This window comes from Rathayibacter sp. KR2-224 (assembly GCF_049446075.1).
Lineage (GTDB): Bacteria > Actinomycetota > Actinomycetes > Actinomycetales > Microbacteriaceae > Humibacter.
Genome location: NZ_JBMSEB010000002.1, coordinates 120,663 through 146,310, shown reverse-complemented (window position 1 = coordinate 146,310; position 25,648 = coordinate 120,663). Strand labels below are relative to the sequence as shown.

Here is a 25,648-nt window from a genome sequence, read left to right as displayed (position 1 = left end):
TTCCGATTCCCGCACCGCACAGCAGTGATCGGCGGCACGATCGCCCAAGTGACCCGCACCATGTACTCAACGTCGACTACAAGGGAGCTCGCGTGAGCGTCTTCGAAGAACTGCGTTCTGTCCGCTCATCCAAGTCGACGGGCAAGCGCGATAACAAGGCGGCGTTCTTCTTCCTGCTGCCCTGGCTCATCGGCCTGGTGCTCATCACGGCCGGCCCGATGATCGCCTCGCTCTGGATCTCGTTCACGAACTACAACCTGATCCAGTCGCCGAACTTCATCGGCTTCGACAACTACGTTCGAATGTTCCAGGACCCGCGCCTGCTGAACTCGCTGCGCGTGACGTTCGAGTACGTCTTCATCTCGGTGCCGATCCAGCTGGTCATCGCGCTTGCCGCCGCCATGCTGCTCGACAAGGGGATGCGGGCGCTGCCGTTCTACCGGTCGGTCTTCTATCTGCCGTCGCTCCTCGGCAGCTCGGTCGCCGTGGCGATCCTCTGGCGGCAGATCTTCGGCCAGGGCGGACTGGTGAACCAGGTACTCGGCGTCGTGGGCCTTCACAACCTGCCTGGCTGGATCTCGGACCCGCAGTTCGCTCTCGGCACGATCATCCTGCTGAACATCTGGACGTTCGGCGCACCGATGATCATCTTCCTCGCCGGCCTGCGGCAGATCCCGGACATGTACTACGAGGCCGCGTCGATCGACGGCGCCGGCCGGTGGATGCGGTTCGCCAGAATCACGCTGCCAATGCTCAGCCCGATCATCTTCTTCAACATCATTCTTCAGCTGATCGGCGCGTTCCAGTCGTTCACGCAGGCCTTCATCGTCTCGGGTGGAACCGGTGGACCGTCCGACTCGACGATGTTCTACACGCTGTACCTCTACCAGCAGGGCTTCAACCAGTTCAACATGGGCTACGCGTCTGCGATGGCCTGGCTCCTTTTCATCATCATCGCCATCATCACCGCGGTGACGTTCGTCACCTCGAAGTATTGGGTGTTCTATGACAACTGAGACCGCAACCAAGGCGCTGCTCGTCCCGGCGGGACGCCAGGGCAGGGCGACATCTCGTGGCCTGAAGGCTTCGGTGCGAGGCGTGGTCAAGCACGTGATCATGATCGCCCTGGCGATCCTGATGATCTATCCGCTGCTCTGGATGGTCGTCAGCTCGCTGCGCCCCAACGACCAGATCTTCACGAACCCGGGCATCATTCCGAACAGCTTCGAGTGGAAGAACTACGTCGCGGGGTGGAACGCGCTCTCGTCGCCGTTCGGGCTGTACCTGGGCAACTCGATCATCATTGTGATCGGTGCGATCCTGGGCAACCTCTTCGCCTGCTCGCTCGCCGCATATGCGTTCGCGAGGCTCGAGTTCCGGTTCAAGCGCATCGCGTTCACGATCATGCTTCTGACGATCATGCTGCCGTTCCAGGTGACGCTGGTTCCGCAGTACATCATGTTCTCGTACGTGCACATGCTGAACACGTTCTGGCCGCTCATCCTGCCCAAGGTGCTTGGCACTGACTCCTTCTTCATCTTCCTCATGGTGCAGTTCATCCGCGCCATCCCCAGGGAACTCGACGAAGCCGCCCGCATCGACGGCTGCGGTCATCCGCGCATCTTCTTCCGCGTCATCCTTCCGCTCATGACGCCGGCGCTCGCGACCACCACGATCTTCACGTTCATCTGGATGTGGAACGAGTTCTTCGGCCCCATCGTCTACCTCACCCAGCCGCACACCTGGACGGTGCAGGTCGCGCTCGGCCAGTTCATCGACAATCAGACGGGCGGAAACTGGGGCGCCCTGTTCGCCATGTCGGTGGTGTCGCTCGTGCCCGTGTTCATCGCCTTCCTCGTCGGCCAGCGGTTCCTGATCAGAGGCATCGCCACAACCGGCATCAAGTAGCCTCGGGCAAGCACGCGGTCGGCACGCCTGAACAGCGGCGACGATCGCACCGACGCGCGGGAGAACCCCGGTGAGCAGCGGATGCCGAGGGGTGCGCGACAATCGGAGTGTCCGCCGGGTGCGGCGTTCGAAGGAGCAGGCGTGGCAGCACATATCCAGATCGCCGCGGGCGACGAGCCGGAAGTGAGTGCTTCGGTGCCTACCCTCGCCGATGTGGCGCGACACGCGGGGGTGTCGCTGGCGACGGCATCCCGAGCGCTGAACGGGAGCACGCGCACGGTCAATCCCGAGCTCAAGGCCAAGGTGGAGGCATCCGCGCGGCAGCTGCACTACACGGCCAACGCCCAGGCCCAGGCCGTGGCGCGCGGCACGAGCCGCACGGTGGCGCTCGTGCTCGGCGACATCGCCGACCCGTACTTCTCCGCGATAGCGGCGGGCGTTGCGGATGCCGCAGCGAGGCACCGCCTCGTGGTCACGATGTCCACCGCGGGGACCGACCCGGATCACGTCGTAGAGACGATCGCGGCGCTGCGCGGCCAGAGGCCCACAGCGGTGATCGTGGTCGGCAGCCGCTACGTGGACGACGCGACGGAGGCGGCGATCGCCGACGAGCTGCGCGCGGTGGAAGGGCAGGGCGGCAGCGTGGCCCTGATCGGGGCGCGCGCGAACGGATTCCGTGCCGTTCCCGTGCTCAACGACGAGGGCGCATCCGATCTCGCTCAGGCGCTCGTCGGGCTGGGTTACCGCGACTTCGCCGTGCTCGCCGGGCCGGCGGGGCTGACGACCGCCGCCGATCGTGCGCGAGGATTCAGGGACGGGCTGGCGAGGCACAGCATCCGCCTCGGCGATGCCTCGTTCGTCACGGGCGGGTTCACGCGGAACGCCGGATACCGCGACATGGGCGCTTTGCTGGATGCAGGCATCCGCCCTGAGTGCGTCTTCGCGGTCACGGACGTAATGGCGGTCGGCGCCATGACCGCTATGCGTGAGCGGGGCCTGACGCCGGGAGCGGACATCGCGGTAGCAGGGTTCGACGACATCGAGATGCTGCAAGACGTCGTGCCGTCGTTGACGACGGTGTCGTTGCCGCTACGGGAGCTGGGCGAGCGCTCGCTCGAGCTCGCGCTTGCCGAGGTGCCGCCCGAGTTGGAGCCGTTCCGCGGCGAGGTCACGCTGCGCGACAGCACGCCGTCGCGGGTCTGAGGCGTCGGGCGGCGACCGCGGATGCCGGCGGGTGGGTCAGGCGAACGCGACCACCGTGATCGCGCCGTCGGGCCACGTGACCTCGAGTTGCACGGCGTCACCCGCGCGCAGCGTTCGCGCGCTCGGGGCGCGCGTCGCTGACCTCGTCGGCAGTGCCGACGAGGCGTCTCGCCCGAGGAACGACGCCGCGATCACAGTCTCTCCCGGCTCCACCGAGTCGAACTCGAGCCAGGGCACCGCTACGCGCGAACCGATGGGCGACGTGCCCGCCTCCTCGTGCACGCGCGCGTGAGCATCCCCGGCCAGGGCGATCAGCTCGGCGACGAGCCCGTCCGACTCGGCCCGAGCCACACCGTCTCCGACAGCGATGCTGGGCGACTCGCCCGCAACCGGCCATCCGCTCAGCCGCAACTTCACCGCATCGGATGCCTGCCCGCCTTCGCCCGACAGGCGTACGGCCCGCACTTCCCAGGCCCCGCGCATGACCGAAGCGCTCTGCAGCACGGGGCCGTCGCTCACGAGCCCTTCCCGCCCTGAACCGTGATCCGGGCCGGAGACGCCGCTGGAGTCCACCCAGTGCGAGTGCGCGAGAGAGGTGGCGAACGCGGCGATCCCGTCATCGCCGATGGGGCCGCGCTCGAACCCCGTGCGGTGCGTCGACCTGCCGACGTCATCCACTGCTCCGGCCGAGTTGTCGACGGGAGAGTCGATCGTCTCGCCCGTAAGCGGAGGGATCGTCGAGCTCGAGTAGCCGAAACGTGCGTACAGCGGGGAATCACCAGCTCTGTCGCCGGGCAACGCGTGGTCGGTGCCGTGATTGTAGAGGCGCACGATGCCGTCGGACCGGGTGCCGCTGACGATCCATCCCGCCGGCCTGATGATGCGGCGGACGTCCCCGAGTTCGATCGGAAGCGGCTCCTCGACCGCCTGCCAGACGGGATGCTCGGCGGGGAGCATGAGGCCGAGCATCCCTTTCGACGCCCAGTAGGGCGACCCCGCTCCGGAGTAGGTCTGAGCCATTCGCGGCCACTCGCCGTACAGGCCGAGCGTGAGCAGTCCGCGCTCGTCGATGCCGTCGTGCTCGACGAACGCTCGGAGAATGCCGGATGCCGCGCGCCTGATCAGCCCGGGCGACAGGGCGGTGGCGCCCGTCACTGCTCCCATCCACAGAGGTGCCGCCGCGGCGAAGCGGTAGATCAGGCTGCGGCCCTGGAGCACGGGCATTCCGTCGGATCCGATGAGGCACACATAGTCGTCGAGGAAATCGGCGAGCCGCTGGCGGAACACGGGCTCGAGTGCCGCGGCCCCTAGCCCGGCCGCGCCTGCGGACCGGACCCAGAGCAGGGGGTACACCTGCATGGCCCACCCGCAGTAGTAGTCGTAGGCGCGCAGCGAACCGTCTGCGTACCAACCGTCCGCGCTGTAGTACGACTCGATCGTGGCGAGGTCGGCGCTCACTCGTGAGCGGTCGACGAGCCCGTTCACGGAAGCCAGGAACGTCTCGACGGTAATGCGGAACCACAGCCAGTTGTTGTCCGGGTACCACCCCCGCGGAGCAAGCTCCAGCCAGTCGATGACCTGCTGCTGTTCGCCCGTCGAGAGCGTGTCCCAGAGCCACGGCCTGGTCAGCTGCAGGGCGAGCGCGACGGATGCCGCCTCCACCTTCGCCTGGTCCGTCTCGGCTGCTGTGGGCCACCGTTCGGGGTTCAGCGGGTCCGTGCCTGCGACGAGCCCATCGCGGTACCAGGCCGTGAAGCCGAGCGGATCGCGGCCGCTCTCGCCGGACATCCGAAAGGCGTACAGCAGCAGCGAGCGGGCGAAGCCCTCGAGGCCGTCGCTGTCTGCGCCGCTCGAGCTCGTGCGGCCGGGAAGTACGACGCGGCTCCTGGTGGCGGAGAAGTAGGGCCTCAGCGACAGCAGCAGGTGATCGGCGACCGCGGCCCAATGGTCGCGGGCCCACCCGGTGAGGGGTGAGAGCTGCCGGTTCTCGGCTGGCAGATCGAGTGTCACGCGCTTGCTCCCTCCTGCGCGGTAGCCATCCGGCCCTCCTCGGCTTCCAAGCCGGTGTCGACCGGTGGGCGCATCGACGAATCGCGCACGTGGAGCTCAGGGGAGAGCTTCACCCGATGCGCCGGACGGGAGTCTGCGGCCTCGAGGCGGGCGATGAGCAGGTTGACGGCTTCGCGACCGACGAACTGCTTCGGCGGACGCACGGCAGTGATGGCCGGATCGCCGAAGCGGGCGACGTCGTCGTCGTACGCGACGATCGCCAGGTCGTGCGGAACCCGCACGCCGCGGTCGAGACAGTGCTGCTCGAGAGCTATGGCCTGCGGGTCGGGTAGCACGATCACCGCGGTCGTCTCCGTCTTCGCACAGCCGTCGAGCACCTCGTCCATCTCTCGCTCGCGGCCCGGTGCATCGAAGCGGATGCCGTCGACGTGCACGCCGTCGGTGGGAAGTCCGAGCGATCGCAGCGCCGTCTGCCACCCGCGCCGAACGTAGCGGCCGGTCGGGTACTCGGACTGCGTGAGCAGGCCGATGCGTTCGTGACCTGCGGCGTGCAGGTGACGAACAGCTTCGGCCGTGCCCGCGACGTGGTCAGTGACCACGGACTCAAGACCGTGCACGCCCGCGGCGGAGCGGATGCGTCGCTCGGCAAGCACGACGGGCATCGGCAGCGAATCCAGCCACCTCAGCATCTCAAGTCCGTCGTCGCCCGAGGTGTCAGGCGCCACGATCAGCCCGTGCATGCCTGGCGTGTTCAGGAGCGCCTCGACCTGCCGGCGGTTGTCGCGTGCGTCGTAGGTGGATGCCCGCAGCATGAGTCGCGCGCGCAGCTGCAGCGCCTGGGCCCTGGCTCCGTTGACGATGGGCGGCCAGTAGTAGTCCAGCGACGGCACGACCATGCCGATCGTGTACTTCGTCACCCCGGGGTCGTGGCCGGCGAGCCCGGGAGCCAGGCCGGGCTCGATGGAGCTGCGCAGCGTTGCACCGCCGTGCACCCTCGTGACGAGACCCTGCTGTGCGAGCGAGTTGATGTCGCGCCTGATGGTGAGTTCGCTCACACCCAGCCGGACGGCGATGGCGCTGACGGTCACAGACCCGTGCTCGCGGATCTCGTCCATGATCCGCTCCCGCCGCTGCAGCGCGAACAACTGGTCTCCGCTCATGGCGCGAGCTCCTCGATGATGGTCGTGAGTGATCCGGCGGACGCCTCGATCGGGTAGGTCAGCCGAGTGAGGCGTGCGCCCCACACGTCGATCAGTTCCTGGTCGTCGAGTTCCCACACCTCGGTGGTGGGCGCGACGCCTTCGGCGGTCGTGATGCGGATGCCCCGTCCTTCCGCCGTCACTCGGGCCTCCGCACCGCTAACGTGGACGTCTCCCGCTGCGATCAGGTGTACGGCGCCCGTGCCATGAGCATCCGATCCCGTCTCATCGCGCGGGTCGGTCAGGATCCAGGTGTCCACGATCTCCACGCGGCGCTCGGAGGCGAGCCGGAAGGTTCTGAGCCAGCGCTCGCCGTGACGGGGTGGATACGCCCCCGTGAGCTCGAGCTCGAGTTCGACCGGAAGTTCGCTTTCGGCTCGAGCGGTGCCGGGCTCGCCTCCGAGCGGTGCGCGCAGAACGGATGCCGCGAACTCGGGGCCTTCGCTCTGCTCGAGTCCATGCGGGGCCGGCGCGTTGTGCCATCCGCTCTGCATCGCCCGAATGCCGTACCGTCCCGCGCTGAACGTCTGCCTCGTGTACGTGGGCTTGCCGACGTCGACCAGCAGCGGACGGCCACCGGCGGCGACGATGAACGACCCGAGGTCTTTGTGATTGTGGTTCTCGTCATTCGTTCCGCCCTTGGCGGCGAGGACGAGCCCGCGCTGCTCTCCGCCACGTGCCCGGCAGACGAGCACCTGAACCGAGGGTAGCCACACGAGCGCGGGGAGCGGGGAAGCGGCGGCGGATGCGTCCCGCCACGTGGTGTCGGACAGGGCGCGCAGAAGGCGCGGCAGGCCACCGCTCGCGTACGCAAGCGGCTCTCCGGGTCGCTTGCCGCCGCTCGCCCACGCCACGACGCGCTCGTCACCCAGCCGAGCGCCCCACCTGAAGGGAACCTGCCAGGGCTGCTCGCCCGAACTGCGAGCCCAGCCGTCGGCGACATTGACATACCAATCGCCCGCCGCTGAACTGCCCAGCTGCATGCGCATCGGGAACCGCAGCACCTCTGTCACTACAGGCACGTGCCCGGCATCAAGCAAACCGTTCGTCACACGAGCAACGAGCTCGAGACACTCGAGCATGCGGGCTGCGCCGTTCCACCAGTACGCGACGCCCTCGTCGATGGCGCCGTCGGCGGGCAAGGTCGCGACGTAGCGGTCGAGGCTCTCGAGGCCGCGCGCCATCAACCTGGCCAGTCGTTCGTCGTCGTCGAGGAGCAGCACGGCGGCCAGCAGCACGTTGCCGATGATCCACGGGTTCCAGTTGTTGACATCGCGCCAGTAGCCCAGCCACCACAGGTCGTCGCGGGTCTCGAACGGGATGAAGACCCGGTGCTCAGCCTCGTGGCGGATGCGTTCCCGCACCCCGGGCCACGTGGCATCCCATCGCGCGCCCAGCACATGATCTGCGACTGCCAGTTGCGCCACGATCTCGCCGGCCCAGAGATCGAGGTAGGGGGACGCTGCATCCGGGATGACGAAACCTCGCCTGGCGTGGGCGTCGTCGTGCGCGGGCAGCGACCACGTGCTCTGTTCGCAGAGCAGCACGGCGCCGTCAGCGGCCTCGTCGAGCCACCCGCGGGCATCCGGGTCGTTGTCGTCGGCGCTCGCGGCCGCCACGACCGCCCGGCTCAGCCGCTCCTGCCTGGCGAAGAGCGAGTCCTCATATGTTCGCCGGTTGCCATCACGCACGTAACGGGCGAAGAGGGTGGCCGGCAGAGCAGGCCAAGGGGTGCCTCGCTCTGCGCGTGCTGCCTCGCGGACGGCGGAGAGGGTGGTCGCGTCCATGGCGCGCCAAGCGTCGCGATCGGATGAGGAGGGGAGTCCGAGCCGGCCCCGCAGGTCGCTCGCGTCCGCCTCCTGGAAGGCAGAGACCAGCCCCTGCTCACGCATCGCGTCGCCCCACACTGCGTGCAGCGGACCACGGAATTCCCGGTAATCGACACGGATGCTTGCGGGCGGGACCGCATGACCGCTCACCCTGGAAGTACTACCGGCTTCGGCCGGAGAAGCCGAGCCATCGTGGGTGTCGTTGGTGCGTTCCAGCATCGTCGCTGTCCTTGGCTCCTCTGTCGATCATTTCGCGGCGATGATTCGGCGTCGAGCATTGGCGCCGATCATTGGGCGTCGGTCGTTCGGTTGTGTATCTTGTTGTTCGAGTGTGTTCGTGGTGTTTGTTGTCGATCGGAATTGAGTATCTACTGTTCATCGCGACGACGCAACGCGAATCCGTCGCAGGTCCTAGATCCGATGAATTCGCTGGAGCCCGCCGAGAATGACCGCCACGAGCCTTCCGAGTTCGAGCCACGAGAGCTCGGCCCGCGCGACCCGCCAAGCCGCACGGCGCGCCGGCATGAGCCGTCCCAACGCGCTCGTCGTGATGGCTCGGGACGTGTTCGAGAGCCAGTTCGACGCGGATCGCATCGAGCGACTGCACCGTCTCGCGCAGGTGCCGGACCCGCTCTTCACAGACGACCTCGACGATCCAGGGCTTGCGGACCGGCTCGCTCAGGTCGAAGTGCTGCTCACGGGTTGGGGAGCGCCTCGCCTGGACCACGAATTCCTCGACCGCATGCCAGGGCTCAGGGCGATGCTCCACTGCGCCGGCACGATCAGGCCGCAGGTCAGCGACGAGTTCTGGCGCCGCGGCATCCGTGCATCCACCGTGGCGGAGGCGAACGCGGTGCCGGTCGCAGAGTTCACACTCGCCGCTGTGATCTTCGCAGGCAAGAAGGCTCCGTTCATCGCGGCCGACTCGGAGGCCCGACGCAGCAACGGGCTGAGCATCGAGCGTTACGGCGAGTTGTCGAACCTGGGCCGCACGGTCGGTGTCGTCGGCTTCAGCCGGGTGGGAAGGCGTGTCGTCGACCTGCTGCAGCAACTCGAGGACGTCACATGCCTGGTGGCGGATCCTTATGCCGATCCGCGCGCGGTTCGTGCGGCCGGAGCGGAACTGGTCACGCTCGACGAGCTGCTGCCGCGGGTGGACGTGCTGTCGTTGCATGCGCCCGCGCTGGCATCCACCCACCACATGATCGGTGCCGAGCAGCTCGCTGCTCTGCGCGACCATGCAACCGTGATCAACACCGCCCGGGGCAGCCTCGTCGACACTTCAGCGCTCGAGGCCGAATGCTCGACGGGCCGCATCAACGCCATTCTCGACGTGACCGAACCAGAGCCGCTGCCGGTGAACTCGGTGCTCTACGCGCTGCCGAACGTGATGGTGACACCGCACCTGGCAGGGTCGCTCGGCAGCGAGCTGCACCGCATGACCGATGCCGCCCTCGACGAGCTCGAGCGCTATGCGGCCGGGGAGCCGCTGATGGATGAGATCACCAGCGAAGACCTGCGGCTGAGCGCCTGAGAAGAGGCCGACCGCATTCACAACGACAACCACGCACGAGGAGGAAGACACCACCGAACACACTCCGCGATGCCCCCCGCTCTCGCCGATCACAGCCCCGCATAACAAAGGAGTTATCCCTCATGAAACGCCCACTCATCGCAGCAGCGGCGATCGCCGCCGCCGTTGCGCTCGGCCTCTCCGGCTGCGCAGGCACCCCCTCGTCGTCCTCCTCGGCAGCCGCAGGCGGCGACGCGAAGACCACTCTCCGGGTCTCGGTGTGGAACTACGCCCAGACGCCCGAGTTCAAAGCCCTGTTCGACGCATTCCACAAGGCCAACCCGAACATCACGATCCAGCCGGTGGACATCCTCGCGGCCAACTACGAAGACAAGGTCACGACCATGCTGGCCGGTGGCGACACCACCGACATCATCACGGTGAAGAACCTCACCGACTACTCCGGCTACGCGCAGAAGAAGCAGTTCGTCGACGTGTCCGCTCTGGCGAAGTCGCTGCCGTCTGAGAAGATCCCGGCGCTCTCGAACTACAAGTTCGACGGCGCGACCTACGCCATCCCGTACCGGCAGGACTTCAACGTCCTCTACTACAACAAGACGATGTTCAAGGATGCCGGCATCGCCGACCCCGAGAACCTCACCTGGGACGAGTTCGCCGCAGACGCCAAGAAGCTCACCAAGGGTGACGGCGCATCGAAGGTGTACGGGGCGTACATCCACACCTGGAACTCGATGGTGCAGGGCATCGCGGCGGCTCAGACGGGAAACAACCCGAACAAGCCCAGCTACGGCTGGATGAAAGACCAGTACAACCTCACGCTCGGCATGCAGAAAGACGGCACGATCATGAACTGGGCGACGGCGAACAGCCAGCAGGTCCAGTACAAAGACGTCTTCGAGAAGCAGCAGGCCGCGATGGTGCCGATGGGAACCTGGTTGATCGCGCCCCTCCTGGCCGACAAGAAGGCCGGAACGACGAACGTGGACTGGGGCATCGCTCCGCTGCCGCAGATCAAGTCGGGCGGAAAGGTCGTCACAGACGGCGGCCCGACCGGCTTCGGCATCAACAAGAACTCCAAGAACGTCGCGGCGGCGAAGAAGTTCCTGCAGTTCGCGGTCAGCCCAGCCGGAGCCAAGGCCGTGGTCTCGGTCGGAATCGTGCCTGCGTACCACAGCGCCGACATCACGAAGGCCTACTTCGGCCTCGACGGAATGCCGCAGGACGCCACGTCGAAGAAGGCGTTCAATCCGGACACGATCAACCTCGACGCACCCGTTGCGGCGAACACGGCCGCAATCAGCACCATCCTCAACCAGGAGCACCAGCTGATCATGACCGGCAGCAAGTCGGTCGACGACGGCCTCACCGAAATGGCGAGCCGGGTCAAGTCGGAAGTGCTCAACCAGTAGCATCCCGAGCCGTGATGCGGCCGGCGCCGAGTGCACACCACCGGCGCCGGCCGCGCACCGGTTTCACGCAACAGAACGGAGCGGTTCCGCTGAGCCGAAACAGATCATGACGACCATCACGCAACCACCGGAGACAACGACGCCTCCCTCTCGGCCCAGACCCGCGCCCGCGCGCGCGACCGTGAGCCGCAGGATGCGTCGCCGCAGCATCCTCATCGGCTGGAGCTTCATCCTGCCGAACTTCGTCGGCTTCGCCCTGTTCACGCTCGTGCCGGTGATCGCAGCGTTCGTGCTGGCGTTCATGAACTGGGATGCCTACAACCCGCCGACGTGGGCCGGCGTCAACAACTTCGTGCGCCTGTTCCGCGACGACAGTTTCCACGTCGCTCTCGGCAACACGCTGCTGTACGCGGTCGGGCACGTGCCCCTGACGCTCGCCTTCTCGCTCGGGCTGGCCATCCTGCTCAATCAGAAGCTGCGAGGCATCGCGTTCTTCCGGGTAGCGATCTTCTTCCCGTACATCACCTCGCTGGTCGCCATAGCGATCGTCTGGAACATGCTGTTCGATCCGACGAACGGCCCCATCAATCAGTTCCTGCACTCGATCGGCATCGCCAACGCGCCCGGCTGGACCTCGAGCACCGCCTGGGCGCTCCCGGCCGTCATCATCACGAGCGTCTGGCGCGACATGGGCTACTACATGGTGCTCTTCCTCGCCGGGCTGCAGGCCATTCCCAACGAGTACTACGAGGCGGCGGAGGTGGACGGCGCAGGGCGGTGGCGCAAGTTCTGGAGCATCACGCTTCCGTCGCTGCGTCCCACGACGTTCCTGGTGCTCGTGCTGCTCAGCGTGTCGAGCTTCAAAGTGTTCGACCTGATCTTCGTCATGACCCAGGGCGGTCCAGGCAGGGCCACGCTCGTGCTGTCCCAGCTCATCTACCAGGACGGCATCATCAACGGCCAGTTCGGCTACTCCTCGGCCATCTCGCTCGTGCTGTTCCTCATCGTGCTGGTCGTGACCGTTTTCCAGTTCAAGCTGCAGCAGAGACGGGAGCGCTGATGTCCACCCTCACCTCGGACCTCGCCCAAGAGCTCGAAACCGGGCGAACGCATCCTTCGTCATCTCCTCAGCGGCGCGGGGGGCGGCGCATCCGTTCCCGCTTCGGCAAGGCCGCGATGTACGCACTGCTGGTCGTGCTGCTCGTCCTCGTGCTGCTGCCGTTCCTCTGGATGCTGTCGTCCTCTTTCAAGCACGACAACGAGGTGCTCAGCGTTCCGATCAAGTGGATCCCGAGCACGTTCGTGTGGAGCAACTACTCGCACATCTGGACGCAGATCCCGATGGCCGGATACCTGGCGAACTCGGCCCTGCTCGCCGTCGTGATCACGTTCCTGCAGGTGCTCACGGGAAGCTTCGCGGCGTACGGGTTCTCGAAGGTGCGCTTCCCCGGACGGGATGCCCTGTTCCTCGCATACATCGCCACGATCGCCGTGCCGTGGCAGGCGTACATGATCCCGCAGTACGTGATGATGCAGAAGGTCGGGCTCACGAACACCTTCACCGCGCTCATCCTGCTGCAGGCGTTCGGTGCGTTCGGGGTGTTCCTGATGCGGCAGTACTACGTGACCATTCCGGACGAGCTCAACGAGGCGGCCCGCATCGACGGTCTCAACGACTACGGCATCTGGGCGCGCATCATCCTGCCGCTGTCCAAGCCCGCGCTGGCATCCCTCGCGCTGCTCACCTTCGTGAACACCTGGAACGACTACATGGGCCCGTTCATCTACCTGTCGAGCAACGAGCTGTGGACGGTGCAGATCGGGCTCAGATCGTTCATCGGCCAGTACTCGGCGCAGTACGCCATGATCATGACCGGATCGGTCATCTCGATCATCCCCATCCTGGCGATCTTCCTCGCCGGTCAGCGCTACTTCATCAGCGGCATCGCGACGAGCGGAATGAAGGGATGACCGCCACGGCTCCCCGCCCCCGTCGCCGTCTCTTCCGTCTCGGCCACGAGACGACGGAGACGATCTTCGGATACGCCTACGCCCTGCTGATGGTCGACGTGCTGCTCGTGCTGTTCAACCTGCCCCTTGCCGTCATGCTGTTCGTCACCGTGGATTCGCTGCAGTCGTGGCTGTTCTTCCTGCTGCTCTCGCTCACACTCGCACCCTCGCTGGTCGGCGCGTTCGAGGTGTTCCGAGCGATGCGGGAAGACGGAAGGCCGCGCCCGTTCGCGGCCTTCATGCAGGGCTATCGGCGACGAGGCGGTGCGGGATTCGTCGTGGGTCTCGGGACCGCCGTCATGGTGGCGCTCGCGCTGTTCGACGGCACGGCGCTCGCCGGAACCGTCTGGGCACCGCTGCTCGGACCGCTCCTGGCCGTGCTCGGCATCGGCTCGGTAGCGGTCGCTCTCTTCGCACTGGGCGGGCTCGCGGTGTTCCCTTCGGCTTCGCTGCGTGCGATCGCGAAGGCAGCCCTCTACCTCGCCGTGCGCCGGTGGTACTTCAGCCTCGTGGGGCTCGCCATGGTGGGACTCATTGGGGCGGCGGTTCTGCTGCAGCCGGTACTGGGCGCGGCGCTCGTGCCTGGCATCCTGTTGTACGCGGTGTTCGCGAACGCGCAGTACTCGTTCCACCGGGCCGTCGAGGCCGAAACCCGTGCGCAGGAAGGGCGCACGGTGGAACACTCGATGGGTCGCCCGAAGCAGACCGAGACCTGCGCCAAAGCCTGAGCTTCGGGAGAGTTTCAGCCAGACCAGAAGGAAGAGTTCACAACAAATGCGAGACCGTCTGGATGCCGCTCCCTGGCTCTACGCGATGGATCCCAGAGAAGAAGAACGAGCCGAGCAGCGCCTCCTGCAGGAGCAGCTCGCGCGAGAAGGGTCAGCCTTCGGCTCCGACGTCTACATCTCCCCCAGGGCGATTCTCGCGGCCGACGAGTTGCGCCTCGGTGACCGCTGCTATCTGGCTGTCAACTCCTACGTCACGCACAACCTGACGACAGGCGACGACTGCACGATCAACCCGTTCGCCGTCGTGCGCGGCACGGTGAGGATGGGCGACGGAGTGCGTGTGGGCGCACACGCGTCGATTCTCGGGTTCAATCACTCGACCGGCATCGACCTGCCCGTGTTCCGGCAGCCGACCACCTCGAAAGGCATCGAGATCGGGGACGACGTCTGGATCGGTTCCTCGGCCATCGTCCTCGATGGCGTGTGCATAGGAGATCACGCCATTGTCGGCGCCGGGGCCGTAGTCACGAAGAACGTGGACAGCTGGTCGGTTGTGGCCGGCAACCCCGCTCGCGTCGTGAAGGATCGGCGCGGTGAGGCGAAGGCCCGATCAACGGCGAGTCGCCTCAAGGAGTTCGCCGATCGGGCACGTGCCGACGCGCCATCGCTGATCGCACGATCGTGGGACTCGGCCGAGGGCGTCTACGTCGACCGTCCGGGAGCAGCACCCACAGTGCGTGCGCACGCCGATGCCATCGAGATCGCGGATCTGCTGCTCGGCGACGTTCCGGCCCAGTTCAGTCGTCCCGAGCATGCAAGACTCCTGCGCGAACGCCAGCTCGAGGAGAGCGGCCTCGTTCCCGAACTAGGCGATCGCGACGCGCCGCACTTCGGAGAAGGTCCCGCCACGTACCACGTGCTCTCCGTTGGCTACGCCTTGAGCGTTCTCGGCAGCGCGTTCCCGTATCCGGTCCGGGAGGTTTCCGAGGCCAGTTCCGGCGATGTGTGCGACCGGCTCGAGCGGCTCGATTGGCGTGACGCTGGCTGGGCGTGCGGCGCGTGGGTGGATGCGTGGGGGACGGCGCTGCACTGGAACGGTTCGAAGGGCGACTTCGGCCGGCCGGGAGCCGCGGAAGCGTTCTTCGGCTGGCTGGTGACCCGTATGGATCCGGAGACCGGCATGTGGTCTCCGCCTTCCGATGAACAGGGATGGCTGCAGGCGGTCAATGGTTACTACCGGCTGACACGAGGTACTTTCGCGCAATTCGGCGTGCCGCTGCCCGCGGGCGATCGGACGATCGACACCGTGATCGAGCATGCTGCAGACGAGCGCTGGTTCGCCGAAGGCAAGCAGAACGCGTGCAATGTGCTCGATGTGGCTCATCCGATGTGGCATCTTCGGCGGCAGACGATGTACCGCGGCGAGGAGTCGAAAGCGTGGGCGCGGGATCAGCTCGAGTCGGCGCTCGGCAGGTGGCGCGACGGCGAGGGCATGGCATTCGCCGCAGCGGGGTCTGGCCCTGACAGCGAAGCCAGCCTGCAGGGCACGGAGATGTGGCTCAGCATCATCTGGCTTCTCGCCGACCTCCTGGGTGAGGCGGATGCGTTGGGCTACCGGCCCCGTGGAGTACACCGGCCAGAGCCGGTGGAACCGGTAGCGTACCCGTTTCGGCCGGTCAGTAGAGGCGACGGCTCGCCTTAGCCTCTCAGGCTTATCCCAGCAGCCACGCCGTCGAGTTCAACAGGATAGTGCGGTGCTCATGCGAGTCGTACGAGCCCGCGTCGTGCCCGAGTGCGTCGTACACGATGCGCGCCCCGCGGTACTCATGCGTCCAGACGAGCGGATGGCGCACACCATCGATGTCATGCCACGCGAGCTGCTGAGAACGGGGCGAGACCCGAAGCTTCGAGTAGCGCTCGTCGTCGACGTCGAAGTCGGGGATTCCAGCCACGATGGAGTGGGCGTCCGTCGCCACGTGCACACGAGCCTTCGAGTACGGCGGATGCATGCTGGTTCCGCGAACCCAGATGCCGCCCAGAACGTATTCCCATTCGGGCATGAACCCGAACGTGGTGGCCGAGACGTGCAGGGCAAGCAGCGCTCCGCCGCGCTCCAGGTACGAGAGCAGGCCGTGCGCGGTAGCGGCATCCTCGGCCGAGAGGGGTGTCTCCGCCCTGTCGTCCGAGCTCTCGAGCACTGCTCGCTCATCTGGAGTGCGACCGGCGCCGACGTTGAGAACCAGAAGCTCGACATCGTCGTGCGCCGCGCTTGCGAGCGAGGCTAGGCGGGCATCCACGGCGTCGTCGACCGTCACCGTGTGCCCGGCCGAGCTGAGAACATCGGCGACTCGCGCCGAGGTCTCCGCAAGCGGATGCCACGGATCGGCGTACCGGCCGCTCCCGGACACGACGACGATGTTGGCGCTCACGATTGGTCCTCCTCGGGTTCCGGGTTCGGCTGTGCGGCGGTGTGCGGCCCGGATGTCAACCGACTTGCGCGGCTCGGGAGTCAGCCTATGCTAGTTCGGCAACCGCTTTCCTGTACCTCATACGGGGGCCACGAGAGGACCGGACGCGGCAGGGTCACACGAAAGGAACTGGCCATGACAACGGCGTCGGCACCGACCAGACGACTGACCTCCGACCAGCGAAACGCGTTCGCCGCCTCGCTGCTCGGCTGGATGATGGATGCCTTCGACTACTTCATCGTGGTGCTCGTCTACGCGGAAATCGCGAAGGAGTTCCGGGTATCGCTCGAGCAGATCGCATTCCTCACCACGATCACGCTCATCATGCGACCTGTAGGTGCTTACCTGTTCGGCCTCTGGGCGGACCGGGTCGGACGGCGCATCCCCCTCATCGTCGACGTCTGCTTCTACTCGTTCGTCGGATTCCTCTGCGCCTTCGCGCCGAACTTCACGGTGCTGTTCATCCTGCGGCTGCTCTACGGCATCGGCATGGGCGGCGAATGGGGCCTCGGCGCCGCGCTCACCATGGAGAAGGTGCCGCGCGAGCGTCGGGGATTCTTCTCGGGCATCCTGCAGGCCGGCTACTCCGCCGGTTATCTGTTGGCCGCACTGGCGTTCCTGCTCGTGCACTCGGCGCTCGGCCTGAGCTGGCGCTGGCTGTTCGTGCTGAGCCTGCTGCCGGCGCTGATCAGCCTGATCATCCGCACGCGCGTCAAGGAATCCGAAGTGTGGGAGACCACGCGCGACCGCATGCAGAAGAAGAACACGTCGATCAGGGCCGTGTTCTTCAACGCCAAAGTGCTGCGCCGCTTCATCTACCTCGTGCTGCTGATGGCGGCCTTCAACTGGATGTCGCACGGCACGCAAGACATCTACCCCACCTTCCTGAAGGCCACGAATCAGGGCGGGGCGGGCCTCGATGCCGCCACCGCCGGCTGGATAGCCGTCGTCTACAACATCGGAGCCATCGTCGGATGCATCGTGCTCGGTTCGCTCTCGGACCGCTGGGGGCGCAAGGCGACGATCATCCTCGGCGCAGCGCTCACGCTGCCGATCATTCCGATCTTCGCGTTCTCGCAGACCGCGGGGCTGCTCTGCCTCGGGTCCGCGCTCATCCAGTTCACGACGCAGGGCGCATGGGGCGCCATCCCCGCCCACCTGAACGAGATGTCGCCGAACGCCATCCGAGGGTTCTACCCGGGCGTCACGTACCAGCTCGGCAACGTGATCGCCGCGTTCAACCTGCCGATCCAGCAGGCCCTGGCCGCACACATCGGATATCCGTGGGCGATGGCCATCACGGTCGCGGGAGCGGCGGCAGCGGTCATCCTGCTCACGGCGTTCGGCACGCACGCGAAGGGCGTCGACTTCACCGCGGAGGAGCCGGATGCCGTCGCTGCGGCAGACCCTGTCGGTCGCGCCCGCCCCGCGGAGGCCTGACTGCGCCCCAACCGCGCCCGCCCCGCGGAGGCCTGACCGCCGCCACGGCCGGGCCTCACCCGCGGCCCGCACCCACAACAGCCGCGGCCCGCACCCCCCAACCCCGCACCCGGCTCCCGCCTCCAACACCTGCGGAAAATCGGAGATTCGCGGCGACGCGCCGGTGAACGGTGCGACGCGCTCGGCGGCCGCGACGAATCTCCGATTTTCGGCGGCGGCACTCGACCGGTCACCGGGCCGAGCATGATCGGAGAAGCGCCGCCACCGCCGCCCGCATAGCCTGGGCGCATGAACGCGACTTCGTCTACGATCTCGGCTCAGGCATCCGCTCCGTCCACGCACGACAGCACGCACGACACCATTCGCGTCCACGGCGCACGAGAGAACAACCTCAAGAACGTCGACGTCGAGCTGCCCAAACGCAAGCTGACGGTGTTCACGGGCGTCTCGGGCTCGGGCAAGAGCTCGCTCGTGTTCTCCACGATCGCCGCGGAGTCCCAGCGCCTGATCAACGAGACGTACAGCGCATTCATCCAGGGGTTCATGCCGACGCTGTCCCGTCCAGACGTCGACGTGCTCGAGGGGCTCACGACGGCGATCACGGTGGATCAGGAGCGGATCGGCTCCGATCCCCGATCCACGGTCGGCACGGCCACGGACGCCAACGCGATGCTCCGCATCCTCTTCAGCCGCCTAGGGGAGCCGCACATCGGGTCGCCGCAGGCGTACTCGTTCAACGTCGCGTCGGTGAGCGGCAGCGGTGCCGTCACTCTGGAGCGTGCGCAGGGCGGAACGACCAAGGAGCGACGCAGCTTCAGCGTCACTGGCGGCATGTGCCCCCGCTGCGAGGGCCGCGGCACGGTGCAGGACTTCGACCTCGCACAGCTCTTCGACGAGACCAAATCGTTGAACGAGGGTGCCCTGCTCGTGCCCAACCACACGGGCGGGAGCTGGTACGTGCGCATCTACGGGGGCGCGGGATTCCTCGACCCCGACAAGCCCATCGCGCGGTACAGCAAGCGCGAGCTGAACGACCTGCTGTACAAGGAACCGACGCGCGTCAAGGTCGACGGCATCAACGTCTGGTTCATGGGGCTCATCCCGCGCATCAGGCAGTCGTTCCTCTCGAAGGAACTCGACGCGATGCAGCCGCACATCCGCGCATTCGTGGAGCGCGCGATCACATTCGGCACGTGCCCGGAGTGCGGCGGGAGTCGCCTGAACGAGCGCGCGAGGTCGTCGAAGATCGACGGCATCAGCATTGCGGATGCCTGTGCCATGCAGATCACGGACCTCGCCGAGTGGGTGCGCGGCATCCAGGACCCGAAGCTGGGGCCCCTGCTGACCTCGTTGCAACGGCTTCTCGAGTCGTTCGTCGAGATCGGCCTCGGATACCTCTCGCTCGACCGCTCGGCAGGCACGCTCTCCGGCGGCGAGGCGCAGCGCACGAAGATGATCAGGCACTTGGGTTCGGCCCTGACCGACGTCACCTATGTGTTCGACGAGCCGAGCATCGGCTTGCACCCGCACGACGTTCAGCGTATGAACCGGTTGCTGAAGCGACTGCGCGACAAGGGCAACACCGTGCTGGTCGTCGAGCACAAACCCGAGCTGATCGAGATCGCGGATCACGTGGTCGACCTCGGCCCAGGTGCAGGCACGAACGGCGGAACCATCTGCTTCCAGGGCACGCTGGAGGATCTGCGGGCCAGCGACACCGTGACGGGGCGCCACCTCGAAGACCGGGCGCGGCTCAAGCCAGAGGTGCGCGAGGCATCCGGCGCGCTCGAGGTGCGCGGTGCGAACACGCACAACCTGCAGAACGTGGATGTCGACATCCCGCTCGGCGTGCTCGTCGTCGTGACGGGCGTGGCGGGCTCCGGCAAGAGCTCGCTGATCGCAGGGGCGGTCGCGCCGCGCGACGGCGTCGTTACCGTGGATCAGACGCCCATCCGTGGATCCCGCCGCAGCAACCCGGCGACGTACACAGGGCTGCTCGAGCCGATCCGCAAGGCGTTCGCGAAGGCTAACGGCGTGAAGCCTGCGCTGTTCAGCTCCAACTCGGAGGGCGCGTGCCCCGTCTGCAGCGGAGCTGGTGTCGTCTATACCGACCTCGGCATCATGGCCACGGTCTCGACCGTGTGCGAGGAGTGCGGGGGCAAGCGGTTCGAGGCATCCGTGCTCGGGTACAAGCTGCATGGACCCGACGGCGCCGGTAAGGACATCAGCGAGGTGCTCGGGATGTCCGTGGTCGACGCCCGCGATTTCTTCTCAGGCGGCGAGGCACGCACGCCGGCCGCTGCAGGCATCCTCGACCGGCTGGCGGATGTCGGCCTCGGCTACCTGACGATCGGCCAGCCGCTCACAACGCTGTCCGGCGGCGAGCGGCAGCGGCTCAAGCTGGCGACGCACATGGGGGAGAAGGGCGGCATCCTGATCCTGGACGAGCCGACTGTTGGCCTGCATCTTGCGGATGTGCAGCAACTGCTGGCGCTGCTCGACCGGCTCGTCGACAGCGGCAAGTCCGTCATCGTGGTGGAGCATCATCAGGCGGTGATGGCCCACGCCGACTGGATCATCGACCTCGGTCCGGGGGCCGGGCACGACGGCGGTCGCATCGTCTTCGAGGGGACCCCGGCCGACCTCGTCGCCACACGCCCGACCCTGACCGGCCAATACCTCTCGGAGTACGCGAGTGAGCGAGAGAAGAGAGCAAGCTCGCTTGCTCTCGGATCGAGCGATTGAGTGTTGAGGGTGCGTAGCGCCCGAGTACGCGAGTGAGCGAGAGAAGAGGGCAAGCTCGCTTGCTCTCGGATCGAGCGATTGAGTGTTGAGGGTGTGTAGCGCCGGACATGTCGGTTGAGCGCAGCAGTGCCGAAGCCGCGGCGCCGGCAACACTATTTCAGGAAATGGTCCCGCTCGGCCCGACTGGCGGCCTGGCCGGCCCTGTGTCCTGAAAACGGCCGCTGCTGGTGTGGCACGCCGAGGGTGATGCGGCCCGGCCGACGGCGACGCGGCCCGGCAGACGGTGGCCTGATCTGGCCGCCGCTGGCGTGGTGCGGCCGCCGCCGGCGCCGAAGCCGGGGCGGAGGCAACGCTATTTCAGGACGTCATCCCGCTCGTCCCCACTATTGGCTCGGCCGGCCGTATGTCCTGAAAACGGCCGATGCTGGCGCCGCGCGGCCGACGATGACGCGGTCCGCCGGCGGCGAAGCGCCGCGGCCGGTGCTGGCGCGGCGCGGACGACGGTGGCGCCGCGCACCCCGGGATTGTCGTCGTGGGGCGCCTGCTGTTATGGTGTGGTAAGCGCTTTCCCGATCGGAGTGGAAGCCGCGACGACCACGAAAGAGAACGACAGTGTCAGAGTCGACCATCGGAATCATCATGAACGGCGTCTCCGGACGCATGGGATACCGGCAGCACCTCGTGCGCTCCATCCTCGCGATCAGGGAGCAGGGGGGCGTCGAGCTCTCCAATGGCACCCGTGTACAGGTCGAGCCGCTGCTCGTAGGCCGCAACGAGGCGAAGCTCGCCGAGCTGGCGAAGCGCCACGGCCTCGAGCACTACACGACCGACCTCGACGCAGCGCTGGCCGATGACCGGTGGCAGGTGTACGCGGACTTCCTCGTGACGAAGGCGCGGGCATCCGCCATCAAGAAGGCGATCGCCGCAGGCAAGGCCATCTACACCGAGAAGCCGACCGCAGAGTCCTTCGAGGAGGCGCTCGAGCTCGCCCGGCTGGCCGACGAGGCCGGCGTCAAGAACGGCGTCGTCCACGACAAGCTCTACCTGCCCGGGCTCCGCAAGTTGCGCCGCCTGATCGACTCCGGGTTCTTCGGTCGCATCCTCTCGGTTCGCGGCGAGTTCGGCTACTGGGTGTTCGAGGGCGATTGGATGCCCGCGCAGCGCCCGAGCTGGAACTACCGCACCGAAGACGGCGGCGGCATCATCGTCGACATGTTCCCGCACTGGAACTACGTGCTGGAGTACCTGTTCGGACGCGTCGAGTCCGTCTATGCGCGGGCCGTCACGGAGATCGCCGAGCGCATCGACGAGCAGGGACGCGCGTACCGGGCGACGGCGGACGACGCGGCGTACGCCGTCTTCGATCTCGCCGGCGGCATCACGGCACAGCTCAACTCGAGCTGGACGACACGGGTCAATCGTGACGAGCTCGTCGAGTTCCACGTGGACGGAACCCTCGGCAGCGCGGTCGTCGGGCTGTTCGGCTGCAAGATCCAGCCGCGCAACGCCACGCCTCGACCCACCTGGAATCCGGACATTCCCGACACGCACGACTACGCGGCGGACTGGCACGAGCTGCCGGACACCGAGGCGTTCGAGAACGGCTTCAAGGTGCAGTGGGAAGAGTTCATCCGCCATGTCGCGGAAGACGCCCCGTTCCCGTACGACTTCCTCTCCGGCGCCCGGGGTGTGCTGCTCGCGGAGAAGGGCCTGGAGAGCTCGCGCGACGGAGTTCGCGTCGACGTGCCAACCGTCACTGCCGAGAACGTGCGCGAGCTGGCCGGGGTTGTGGAGAGCGGCGCCGAGGCAGCCGGAGCGCTGCGATGACGGATCTGCTTCTCGTCGCCAAAGACGGAGCCCTGAGCACGCAGCCACTCATCGAGCATGAGCCAGCGCTCGCGGCGGCGAAGCCGCTGCGGTCGCGGGTCGCCTACGCGGCGGCGCACGTCATCCCGAAGCCGTACGCCGAGAACGTGCCGGGCGCTCCCGCCGACCTGGACTGGGATGCCACACTCGCCTTCCGCCACCACGTCTGGTCGCAGGGTCTGGGCGTCGCCGATGCCATGGACACGGCCCAGCGCAACATGGGACTGGATGCCGCAGCGACGCGCGAGCTCATTTCGCGCAGCGCCGGCGAGGCGGCAACCGTCGGCGGTGCGCTCGTGGTGGGGGTCAACACCGACCACGTGGACGACGAGGCGATCTCGCTCGACGCCGTGATCGACGCCTATCTCGAGCAGCTCGAGTTCACCGAGGATGCCGGCGCAGGCGTCGTGCTCATGGCCTCGCGTCACCTTGCGCGCGCCGCGCAATCGCCCGCCGACTACGAGCGCGTCTACGGCGCCGTGCTGCAGCGCGCGAGCGGGCCGGTCATCCTGCACTGGCTGGGCGAGGCGTTCGACCCTGCGCTGAAGGGGTACTTCGGCGGGCGCGACGGCGGCTTCCGCGAAGCCGCGGACACGGTCATCCGCATCATCGAGGCGAATGCTGACAAGGTGTCCGGCATCAAGATGAGCCTGCTGGATGCCGACGCAGAGATCCACGTTCGCTCCCGTCTTCCGCGCGCCGCGAGCATGTTCACCGGCGACGACTTCAATTACGTCGATCTCATCGCGGGCGACGGCACGGGACCGGTCGGCGCCGAGGAGCACGGACACTACTCGGATGCCCTGCTCGGCGCGTTCGCGGCGATCGCGCCCGTGGCATCCAGAGCCATCCGCGCGCTCGACGACGGCGATCGCGATGGCTACGAGCGCATCCTTCGCCCGACCGAGGCGCTCAGCCGGCAGGTGTTCGCCGCGCCCACGTTCTACTACAAGACGGGCGTGGCGTTCCTCAGCTGGCTCAACGGCCACCAGGAGTCGTTCACCATGGTCGGCGGCTTGCACTCGGCACGCAGCCTCCCGCACCTCTCGGAGATCGTGCGGCTCGCCAACGGATCGGGCGCGCTCGAGCGTCCTGAGCTGGCGGCGGCGCGCTGGCACGGGATGCTCGCCCTGAACGGCATCGTCGGAGGCGTGTCGCAGACCGCGACCCGAGCAGGATCGACGCAAGCGGCCACGGCGCCCGCGGAGCCGGATGCTTCGCACGAGGCGGCGCGCGCATGACCGCGCATCCCAGGTACTCGCTCAATCAGGCGACGGTCAAGCACGCATCGCTCGCCGAGGCGATAGCGGCGACGCAGAGCGCGGGCATCCAGAGCATCGGACTGTGGCGGGAGCCGGTCGCCGACGTCGGCCTCGAGGTCGCGACGCGTCTTGTCGCCGACTCCGGGCTGCGTGTCTCGAGCCTGTGCCGCGGCGGGTTCTTCACGGCGCCGGATGGGCCCGAACGCGTGGCAGCGCTCGACGACAACCGCCGCGCGATCGAGGAGACAGCCGCGCTCGCCGCGGCAGGCGCCCAGGGATCGGCGGCCGTGCTCGTGCTCGTGGCAGGCGGACTTCCGCACGGCTCCAGGGACCTGGCAGGGGCGCGCGAACGGGTTCGGGACGCTCTCGGCGAGCTCGAGCCGTTTGCGGCATCCGCCGGAGTGGCGCTCGCAGTAGAGCCGCTTCATCCGATGTTCGCCGCCGACCGGGCCGTGGTCTCGACGCTCGGGCAGGCGATCGATCTCGCCGTCGCGGCGGGTCCCACGGCAGGCGTCGTCGTCGACACCTACCACGTGTGGTGGGATCCCGACGTGCTGCAGCAGATCGAGCGCGCCGGCCGGCTCGGCCGCATCGCGTCGTACCAGGTGTGCGATTGGCTGACCCCGCTGCCCGCCGACGTTCTGCTCGGACGAGGTGTTCCCGGCGAGGGCCACATCGATTTCGCACCCATCACACGTGCTGTCGCCGAGGCGGGGTACGTGGGCGACATCGAGTGCGAGATCTTCAACGCGGATGTCTGGGCACGCCCCTACGACCAGGTCGCCGCCCAGACCTCGGCCGCCTTCAGCGGCGTCGTCGCCCCACACCTCTGAGCACGGGTGCGCGGCGGGCGCCGGCGTCCACCACGAAAGATGCGGAAGAGTGAACGCATGCGCATCGTGATCGCCCCCGACTCCTTCAAGGGGTCCGCAACGGCCGTTCAGGTGGCAGAAGCGCTCGCCGCTGGATGGCGATCGGTACACCCCGACGATGAGCTGGTCGAGCTCCCGATGGCCGACGGGGGAGAGGGCACGCTCGACGCATTCGAACTCGCGGTGCCAGGCGCGAAGCGCATGCCCGTCGAGGTGACGGGGCCGAACGGCGGCCGCGTGAAGGCATCCTGGATGCTGCTGCCACCTACCAATGGTCTGCCGGGCGGAACGGGTGTCGTCGAGCTGGCAGAGACGAGCGGGCTCACGCTGCTCGAGCGGCTGGATCCGCTCGGCGCGCACACGCTCGGCTTCGGGCAGGCCATCGCCGACGCGCTCGATCACGGCCTCTCCCGCCTGCTGCTTGGCATCGGAGGGAGCGCGTCGACCGACGGCGGCACAGGGGCGCTGGTCGCTCTCGGCGCGCGGATGCTCGACGCGGTAGGCAGACCCGTCGCGCTGGGCGGCGCCACGCTCAGCGAGGTGGCATCCGTCGACCTTTCCGAAGTGCGCGGGCTGCCGAGCGGCGGTGCGCTCGTGCTCAGCGATGTGACGAACCCGCTGCTCGGGCCGGCCGGCGCCGCACACGTCTTCGGGGAGCAGAAGGGAGCGGACGCCGCCCAGCGCTTCGCCCTCGACGCGGGCCTCGCCTCGTGGTCGGCACTCGTCGCCGCCGAGACCGGGATCGATCCGGCAGCGCCGGGTGCGGGCGCGGCGGGAGGCACCGGTTTCGGCCTTCTCGCCTGGGGTGCGCGGCTCACCTCCGGGGCGACGGCCATCGCCGACGCGGTCGGACTCGACGCCGCTCTGGCTCGAGCGAACCTCGTGATCGTCGGTGAGGGGCGCTACGACGCGCAGACCGACTCCGGCAAGGCTCCCGCCGTCGTGGCCGGCCGCGCGCGAGCGGTCGACGTGCCCGTCGCGCTGGTGGCAGGCGCGGTGGCGGCCGAGCCGCAGGGGATGGCCGACGTCGTCTCCCTGACCGACCTGGCCGGCTCGGTCGATCGTGCGATCGAGGATCCCGCGCGCTGGCTTCGCGAGGCCGGCCGCCGGCTTGCCCTCAGCGCGGGATCCTCACCCGCCCCCTAGGGAGTGGCTCGAGACCGGG

At 67.5% G+C, this 25,648-nt stretch carries 19 protein-coding genes; 15 read left to right on the top strand and 4 right to left on the bottom strand.

The features are described from left to right. The first annotated feature begins 92 nt into the window (after positions 1-92). From ACO2Q7_RS13000 to ACO2Q7_RS12990, 3 genes are all read left to right on the top strand, one after another. Positions 93-1,016 (top strand): carbohydrate ABC transporter permease, encoded by a 924-nt coding sequence (locus tag ACO2Q7_RS13000; RefSeq protein WP_423356126.1) that lies wholly within the window; start codon positions 93-95, stop codon positions 1,014-1,016. Then, positions 1,006-1,908 carry a carbohydrate ABC transporter permease gene (locus ACO2Q7_RS12995; protein WP_423356125.1) on the top strand — a complete coding sequence of 301 codons (903 nt, stop codon included), beginning with the start codon at positions 1,006-1,008 and terminating at the stop codon, positions 1,906-1,908. Before ACO2Q7_RS13000 ends, ACO2Q7_RS12995 begins: the two co-directional genes overlap by 11 nt. Before the next feature lie 141 nt (positions 1,909-2,049). After that, complete coding sequence (locus tag ACO2Q7_RS12990; RefSeq protein ID WP_423356124.1) at positions 2,050-3,111, top strand: LacI family DNA-binding transcriptional regulator; 1,062 nt, start codon at positions 2,050-2,052, stop codon at positions 3,109-3,111. Positions 3,112-3,147: 36 nt separating this feature from the next. Here the strand turns inward: ACO2Q7_RS12990 and ACO2Q7_RS12985 are convergent, their stop codons facing one another. The 3 genes from ACO2Q7_RS12985 to ACO2Q7_RS12975 are packed head-to-tail and all read right to left on the bottom strand — an operon-like array spanning position 3,148 to position 8,368. Then, a complete protein-coding gene (locus ACO2Q7_RS12985; RefSeq protein ID WP_423356123.1) occupies positions 3,148-5,121 on the bottom strand; it encodes a DUF2264 domain-containing protein in 1,974 nt (657 codons plus the stop codon). Further along, entirely contained in the window at positions 5,118-6,281 is a 1,164-nt protein-coding gene (locus ACO2Q7_RS12980) for a substrate-binding domain-containing protein (RefSeq protein WP_423356122.1), read from the bottom strand. Before ACO2Q7_RS12980 ends, ACO2Q7_RS12985 begins: the two co-directional genes overlap by 4 nt. Continuing rightward, positions 6,278-8,368 (bottom strand): heparinase II/III domain-containing protein, encoded by a 2,091-nt coding sequence (locus ACO2Q7_RS12975; protein WP_423356121.1) that lies wholly within the window; start codon positions 8,366-8,368, stop codon positions 6,278-6,280. The genes ACO2Q7_RS12980 and ACO2Q7_RS12975 overlap by 4 nt, the downstream gene beginning before the upstream one ends. Before the next feature lie 304 nt (positions 8,369-8,672). Here ACO2Q7_RS12975 and ACO2Q7_RS12970 point away from each other — a divergent pair, with 304 nt between their 5' ends. The 6 genes from ACO2Q7_RS12970 (at position 8,673) to ACO2Q7_RS12945 (ending at position 15,532) form a co-directional block, all read left to right on the top strand. Further along, positions 8,673-9,683 carry a hydroxyacid dehydrogenase gene (locus ACO2Q7_RS12970; protein ID WP_423356120.1) on the top strand — a complete coding sequence of 337 codons (1,011 nt, stop codon included), beginning with the start codon at positions 8,673-8,675 and terminating at the stop codon, positions 9,681-9,683. 122 nt (positions 9,684-9,805) lie between these two features. Next, complete coding sequence (locus ACO2Q7_RS12965) at positions 9,806-11,092, top strand: ABC transporter substrate-binding protein (RefSeq protein WP_423356119.1); 1,287 nt, start codon at positions 9,806-9,808, stop codon at positions 11,090-11,092. A 106-nt stretch (positions 11,093-11,198) separates the two neighbouring features. Then, the gene (locus ACO2Q7_RS12960; RefSeq protein WP_423356118.1) at positions 11,199-12,152 is read left to right on the top strand and encodes a carbohydrate ABC transporter permease; all 954 of its coding nucleotides are present in this window, start codon (positions 11,199-11,201) and stop codon (positions 12,150-12,152) included. 116 nt (positions 12,153-12,268) lie between these two features. Next, positions 12,269-13,063, top strand: a complete 795-nt coding sequence (locus tag ACO2Q7_RS12955; protein WP_423356503.1) for a carbohydrate ABC transporter permease — start codon at positions 12,269-12,271, stop codon at positions 13,061-13,063. Continuing rightward, positions 13,060-13,830 carry a hypothetical protein gene (locus tag ACO2Q7_RS12950; protein ID WP_423356117.1) on the top strand — a complete coding sequence of 257 codons (771 nt, stop codon included), beginning with the start codon at positions 13,060-13,062 and terminating at the stop codon, positions 13,828-13,830. The genes ACO2Q7_RS12955 and ACO2Q7_RS12950 overlap by 4 nt, the downstream gene beginning before the upstream one ends. A 46-nt stretch (positions 13,831-13,876) precedes the next feature. Beyond that, the gene (locus tag ACO2Q7_RS12945; protein WP_423356116.1) at positions 13,877-15,532 is read left to right on the top strand and encodes an acyltransferase; all 1,656 of its coding nucleotides are present in this window, start codon (positions 13,877-13,879) and stop codon (positions 15,530-15,532) included. A gap of 10 nt (positions 15,533-15,542) precedes the next feature. On the opposite strand, the gene ACO2Q7_RS12940 is transcribed toward ACO2Q7_RS12945, so the two are convergent. Then, entirely contained in the window at positions 15,543-16,259 is a 717-nt protein-coding gene (locus tag ACO2Q7_RS12940; protein ID WP_423356115.1) for a ThuA domain-containing protein, read from the bottom strand. Positions 16,260-16,433: 174 nt separating this feature from the next. Between ACO2Q7_RS12940 and ACO2Q7_RS12935 the strand changes: the two genes are divergently transcribed. From ACO2Q7_RS12935 to ACO2Q7_RS12910, 6 genes are all read left to right on the top strand, one after another. Continuing rightward, positions 16,434-17,738, top strand: a complete 1,305-nt coding sequence (locus ACO2Q7_RS12935; RefSeq protein ID WP_423356114.1) for an MFS transporter — start codon at positions 16,434-16,436, stop codon at positions 17,736-17,738. 288 nt (positions 17,739-18,026) lie between these two features. Beyond that, positions 18,027-20,483, top strand: coding sequence for an ATP-binding cassette domain-containing protein (locus tag ACO2Q7_RS12930; protein WP_423356113.1), 2,457 nt, complete (start codon positions 18,027-18,029; stop codon positions 20,481-20,483). Between the two features lie 639 nt (positions 20,484-21,122). Further along, positions 21,123-22,310, top strand: a complete 1,188-nt coding sequence (locus ACO2Q7_RS12925; protein ID WP_423356502.1) for a Gfo/Idh/MocA family protein — start codon at positions 21,123-21,125, stop codon at positions 22,308-22,310. Then, on the top strand, positions 22,307-23,590 hold the full coding sequence (locus tag ACO2Q7_RS12920; RefSeq protein WP_423356112.1) for a dihydrodipicolinate synthase family protein: 1,284 nt from the start codon (positions 22,307-22,309) through the stop codon (positions 23,588-23,590). The genes ACO2Q7_RS12925 and ACO2Q7_RS12920 overlap by 4 nt, the downstream gene beginning before the upstream one ends. Continuing rightward, positions 23,587-24,444: a sugar phosphate isomerase/epimerase family protein gene (locus ACO2Q7_RS12915; RefSeq protein ID WP_423356111.1), complete on the top strand. Its 858-nt coding sequence runs from the start codon at positions 23,587-23,589 to the stop codon at positions 24,442-24,444. Before ACO2Q7_RS12920 ends, ACO2Q7_RS12915 begins: the two co-directional genes overlap by 4 nt. Before the next feature lie 57 nt (positions 24,445-24,501). Next, positions 24,502-25,629 carry a glycerate kinase gene (locus ACO2Q7_RS12910; RefSeq protein WP_423356110.1) on the top strand — a complete coding sequence of 376 codons (1,128 nt, stop codon included), beginning with the start codon at positions 24,502-24,504 and terminating at the stop codon, positions 25,627-25,629. Positions 25,630-25,648 lie beyond the last annotated feature (19 nt).

What these genes read in the sequence shown, in the direction of transcription:
- ACO2Q7_RS12945 (WP_423356116.1), top strand. Translation starts at nt 13,877, where the DNA reads ATGCGAGACCGTCTGGATGCCGCTCCCTGGCTCTACGCGATGGATCCC.
- ACO2Q7_RS12970 (WP_423356120.1), top strand. Translation starts at nt 8,673, where the DNA reads ATGAGCCGTCCCAACGCGCTCGTCGTGATGGCTCGGGACGTGTTCGAG.
- ACO2Q7_RS12995 (WP_423356125.1), top strand. Translation starts at nt 1,006, where the DNA reads ATGACAACTGAGACCGCAACCAAGGCGCTGCTCGTCCCGGCGGGACGC.
- ACO2Q7_RS12955 (WP_423356503.1), top strand. Translation starts at nt 12,269, where the DNA reads ATGTACGCACTGCTGGTCGTGCTGCTCGTCCTCGTGCTGCTGCCGTTC.
- ACO2Q7_RS12980 (WP_423356122.1), bottom strand. Translation starts at nt 6,281, where the DNA reads ATGAGCGGAGACCAGTTGTTCGCGCTGCAGCGGCGGGAGCGGATCATG.
- ACO2Q7_RS12925 (WP_423356502.1), top strand. Translation starts at nt 21,123, where the DNA reads ATGAACGGCGTCTCCGGACGCATGGGATACCGGCAGCACCTCGTGCGC.
- ACO2Q7_RS12930 (WP_423356113.1), top strand. Translation starts at nt 18,027, where the DNA reads ATGAACGCGACTTCGTCTACGATCTCGGCTCAGGCATCCGCTCCGTCC.
- ACO2Q7_RS12965 (WP_423356119.1), top strand. Translation starts at nt 9,806, where the DNA reads ATGAAACGCCCACTCATCGCAGCAGCGGCGATCGCCGCCGCCGTTGCG.
- ACO2Q7_RS12935 (WP_423356114.1), top strand. Translation starts at nt 16,434, where the DNA reads ATGACAACGGCGTCGGCACCGACCAGACGACTGACCTCCGACCAGCGA.
- ACO2Q7_RS12975 (WP_423356121.1), bottom strand. Translation starts at nt 8,368, where the DNA reads ATGCTGGAACGCACCAACGACACCCACGATGGCTCGGCTTCTCCGGCC.
- ACO2Q7_RS12915 (WP_423356111.1), top strand. Translation starts at nt 23,587, where the DNA reads ATGACCGCGCATCCCAGGTACTCGCTCAATCAGGCGACGGTCAAGCAC.
- ACO2Q7_RS12910 (WP_423356110.1), top strand. Translation starts at nt 24,502, where the DNA reads ATGCGCATCGTGATCGCCCCCGACTCCTTCAAGGGGTCCGCAACGGCC.
- ACO2Q7_RS12960 (WP_423356118.1), top strand. Translation starts at nt 11,199, where the DNA reads ATGACGACCATCACGCAACCACCGGAGACAACGACGCCTCCCTCTCGG.
- ACO2Q7_RS12950 (WP_423356117.1), top strand. Translation starts at nt 13,060, where the DNA reads ATGACCGCCACGGCTCCCCGCCCCCGTCGCCGTCTCTTCCGTCTCGGC.
- ACO2Q7_RS12920 (WP_423356112.1), top strand. Translation starts at nt 22,307, where the DNA reads ATGACGGATCTGCTTCTCGTCGCCAAAGACGGAGCCCTGAGCACGCAG.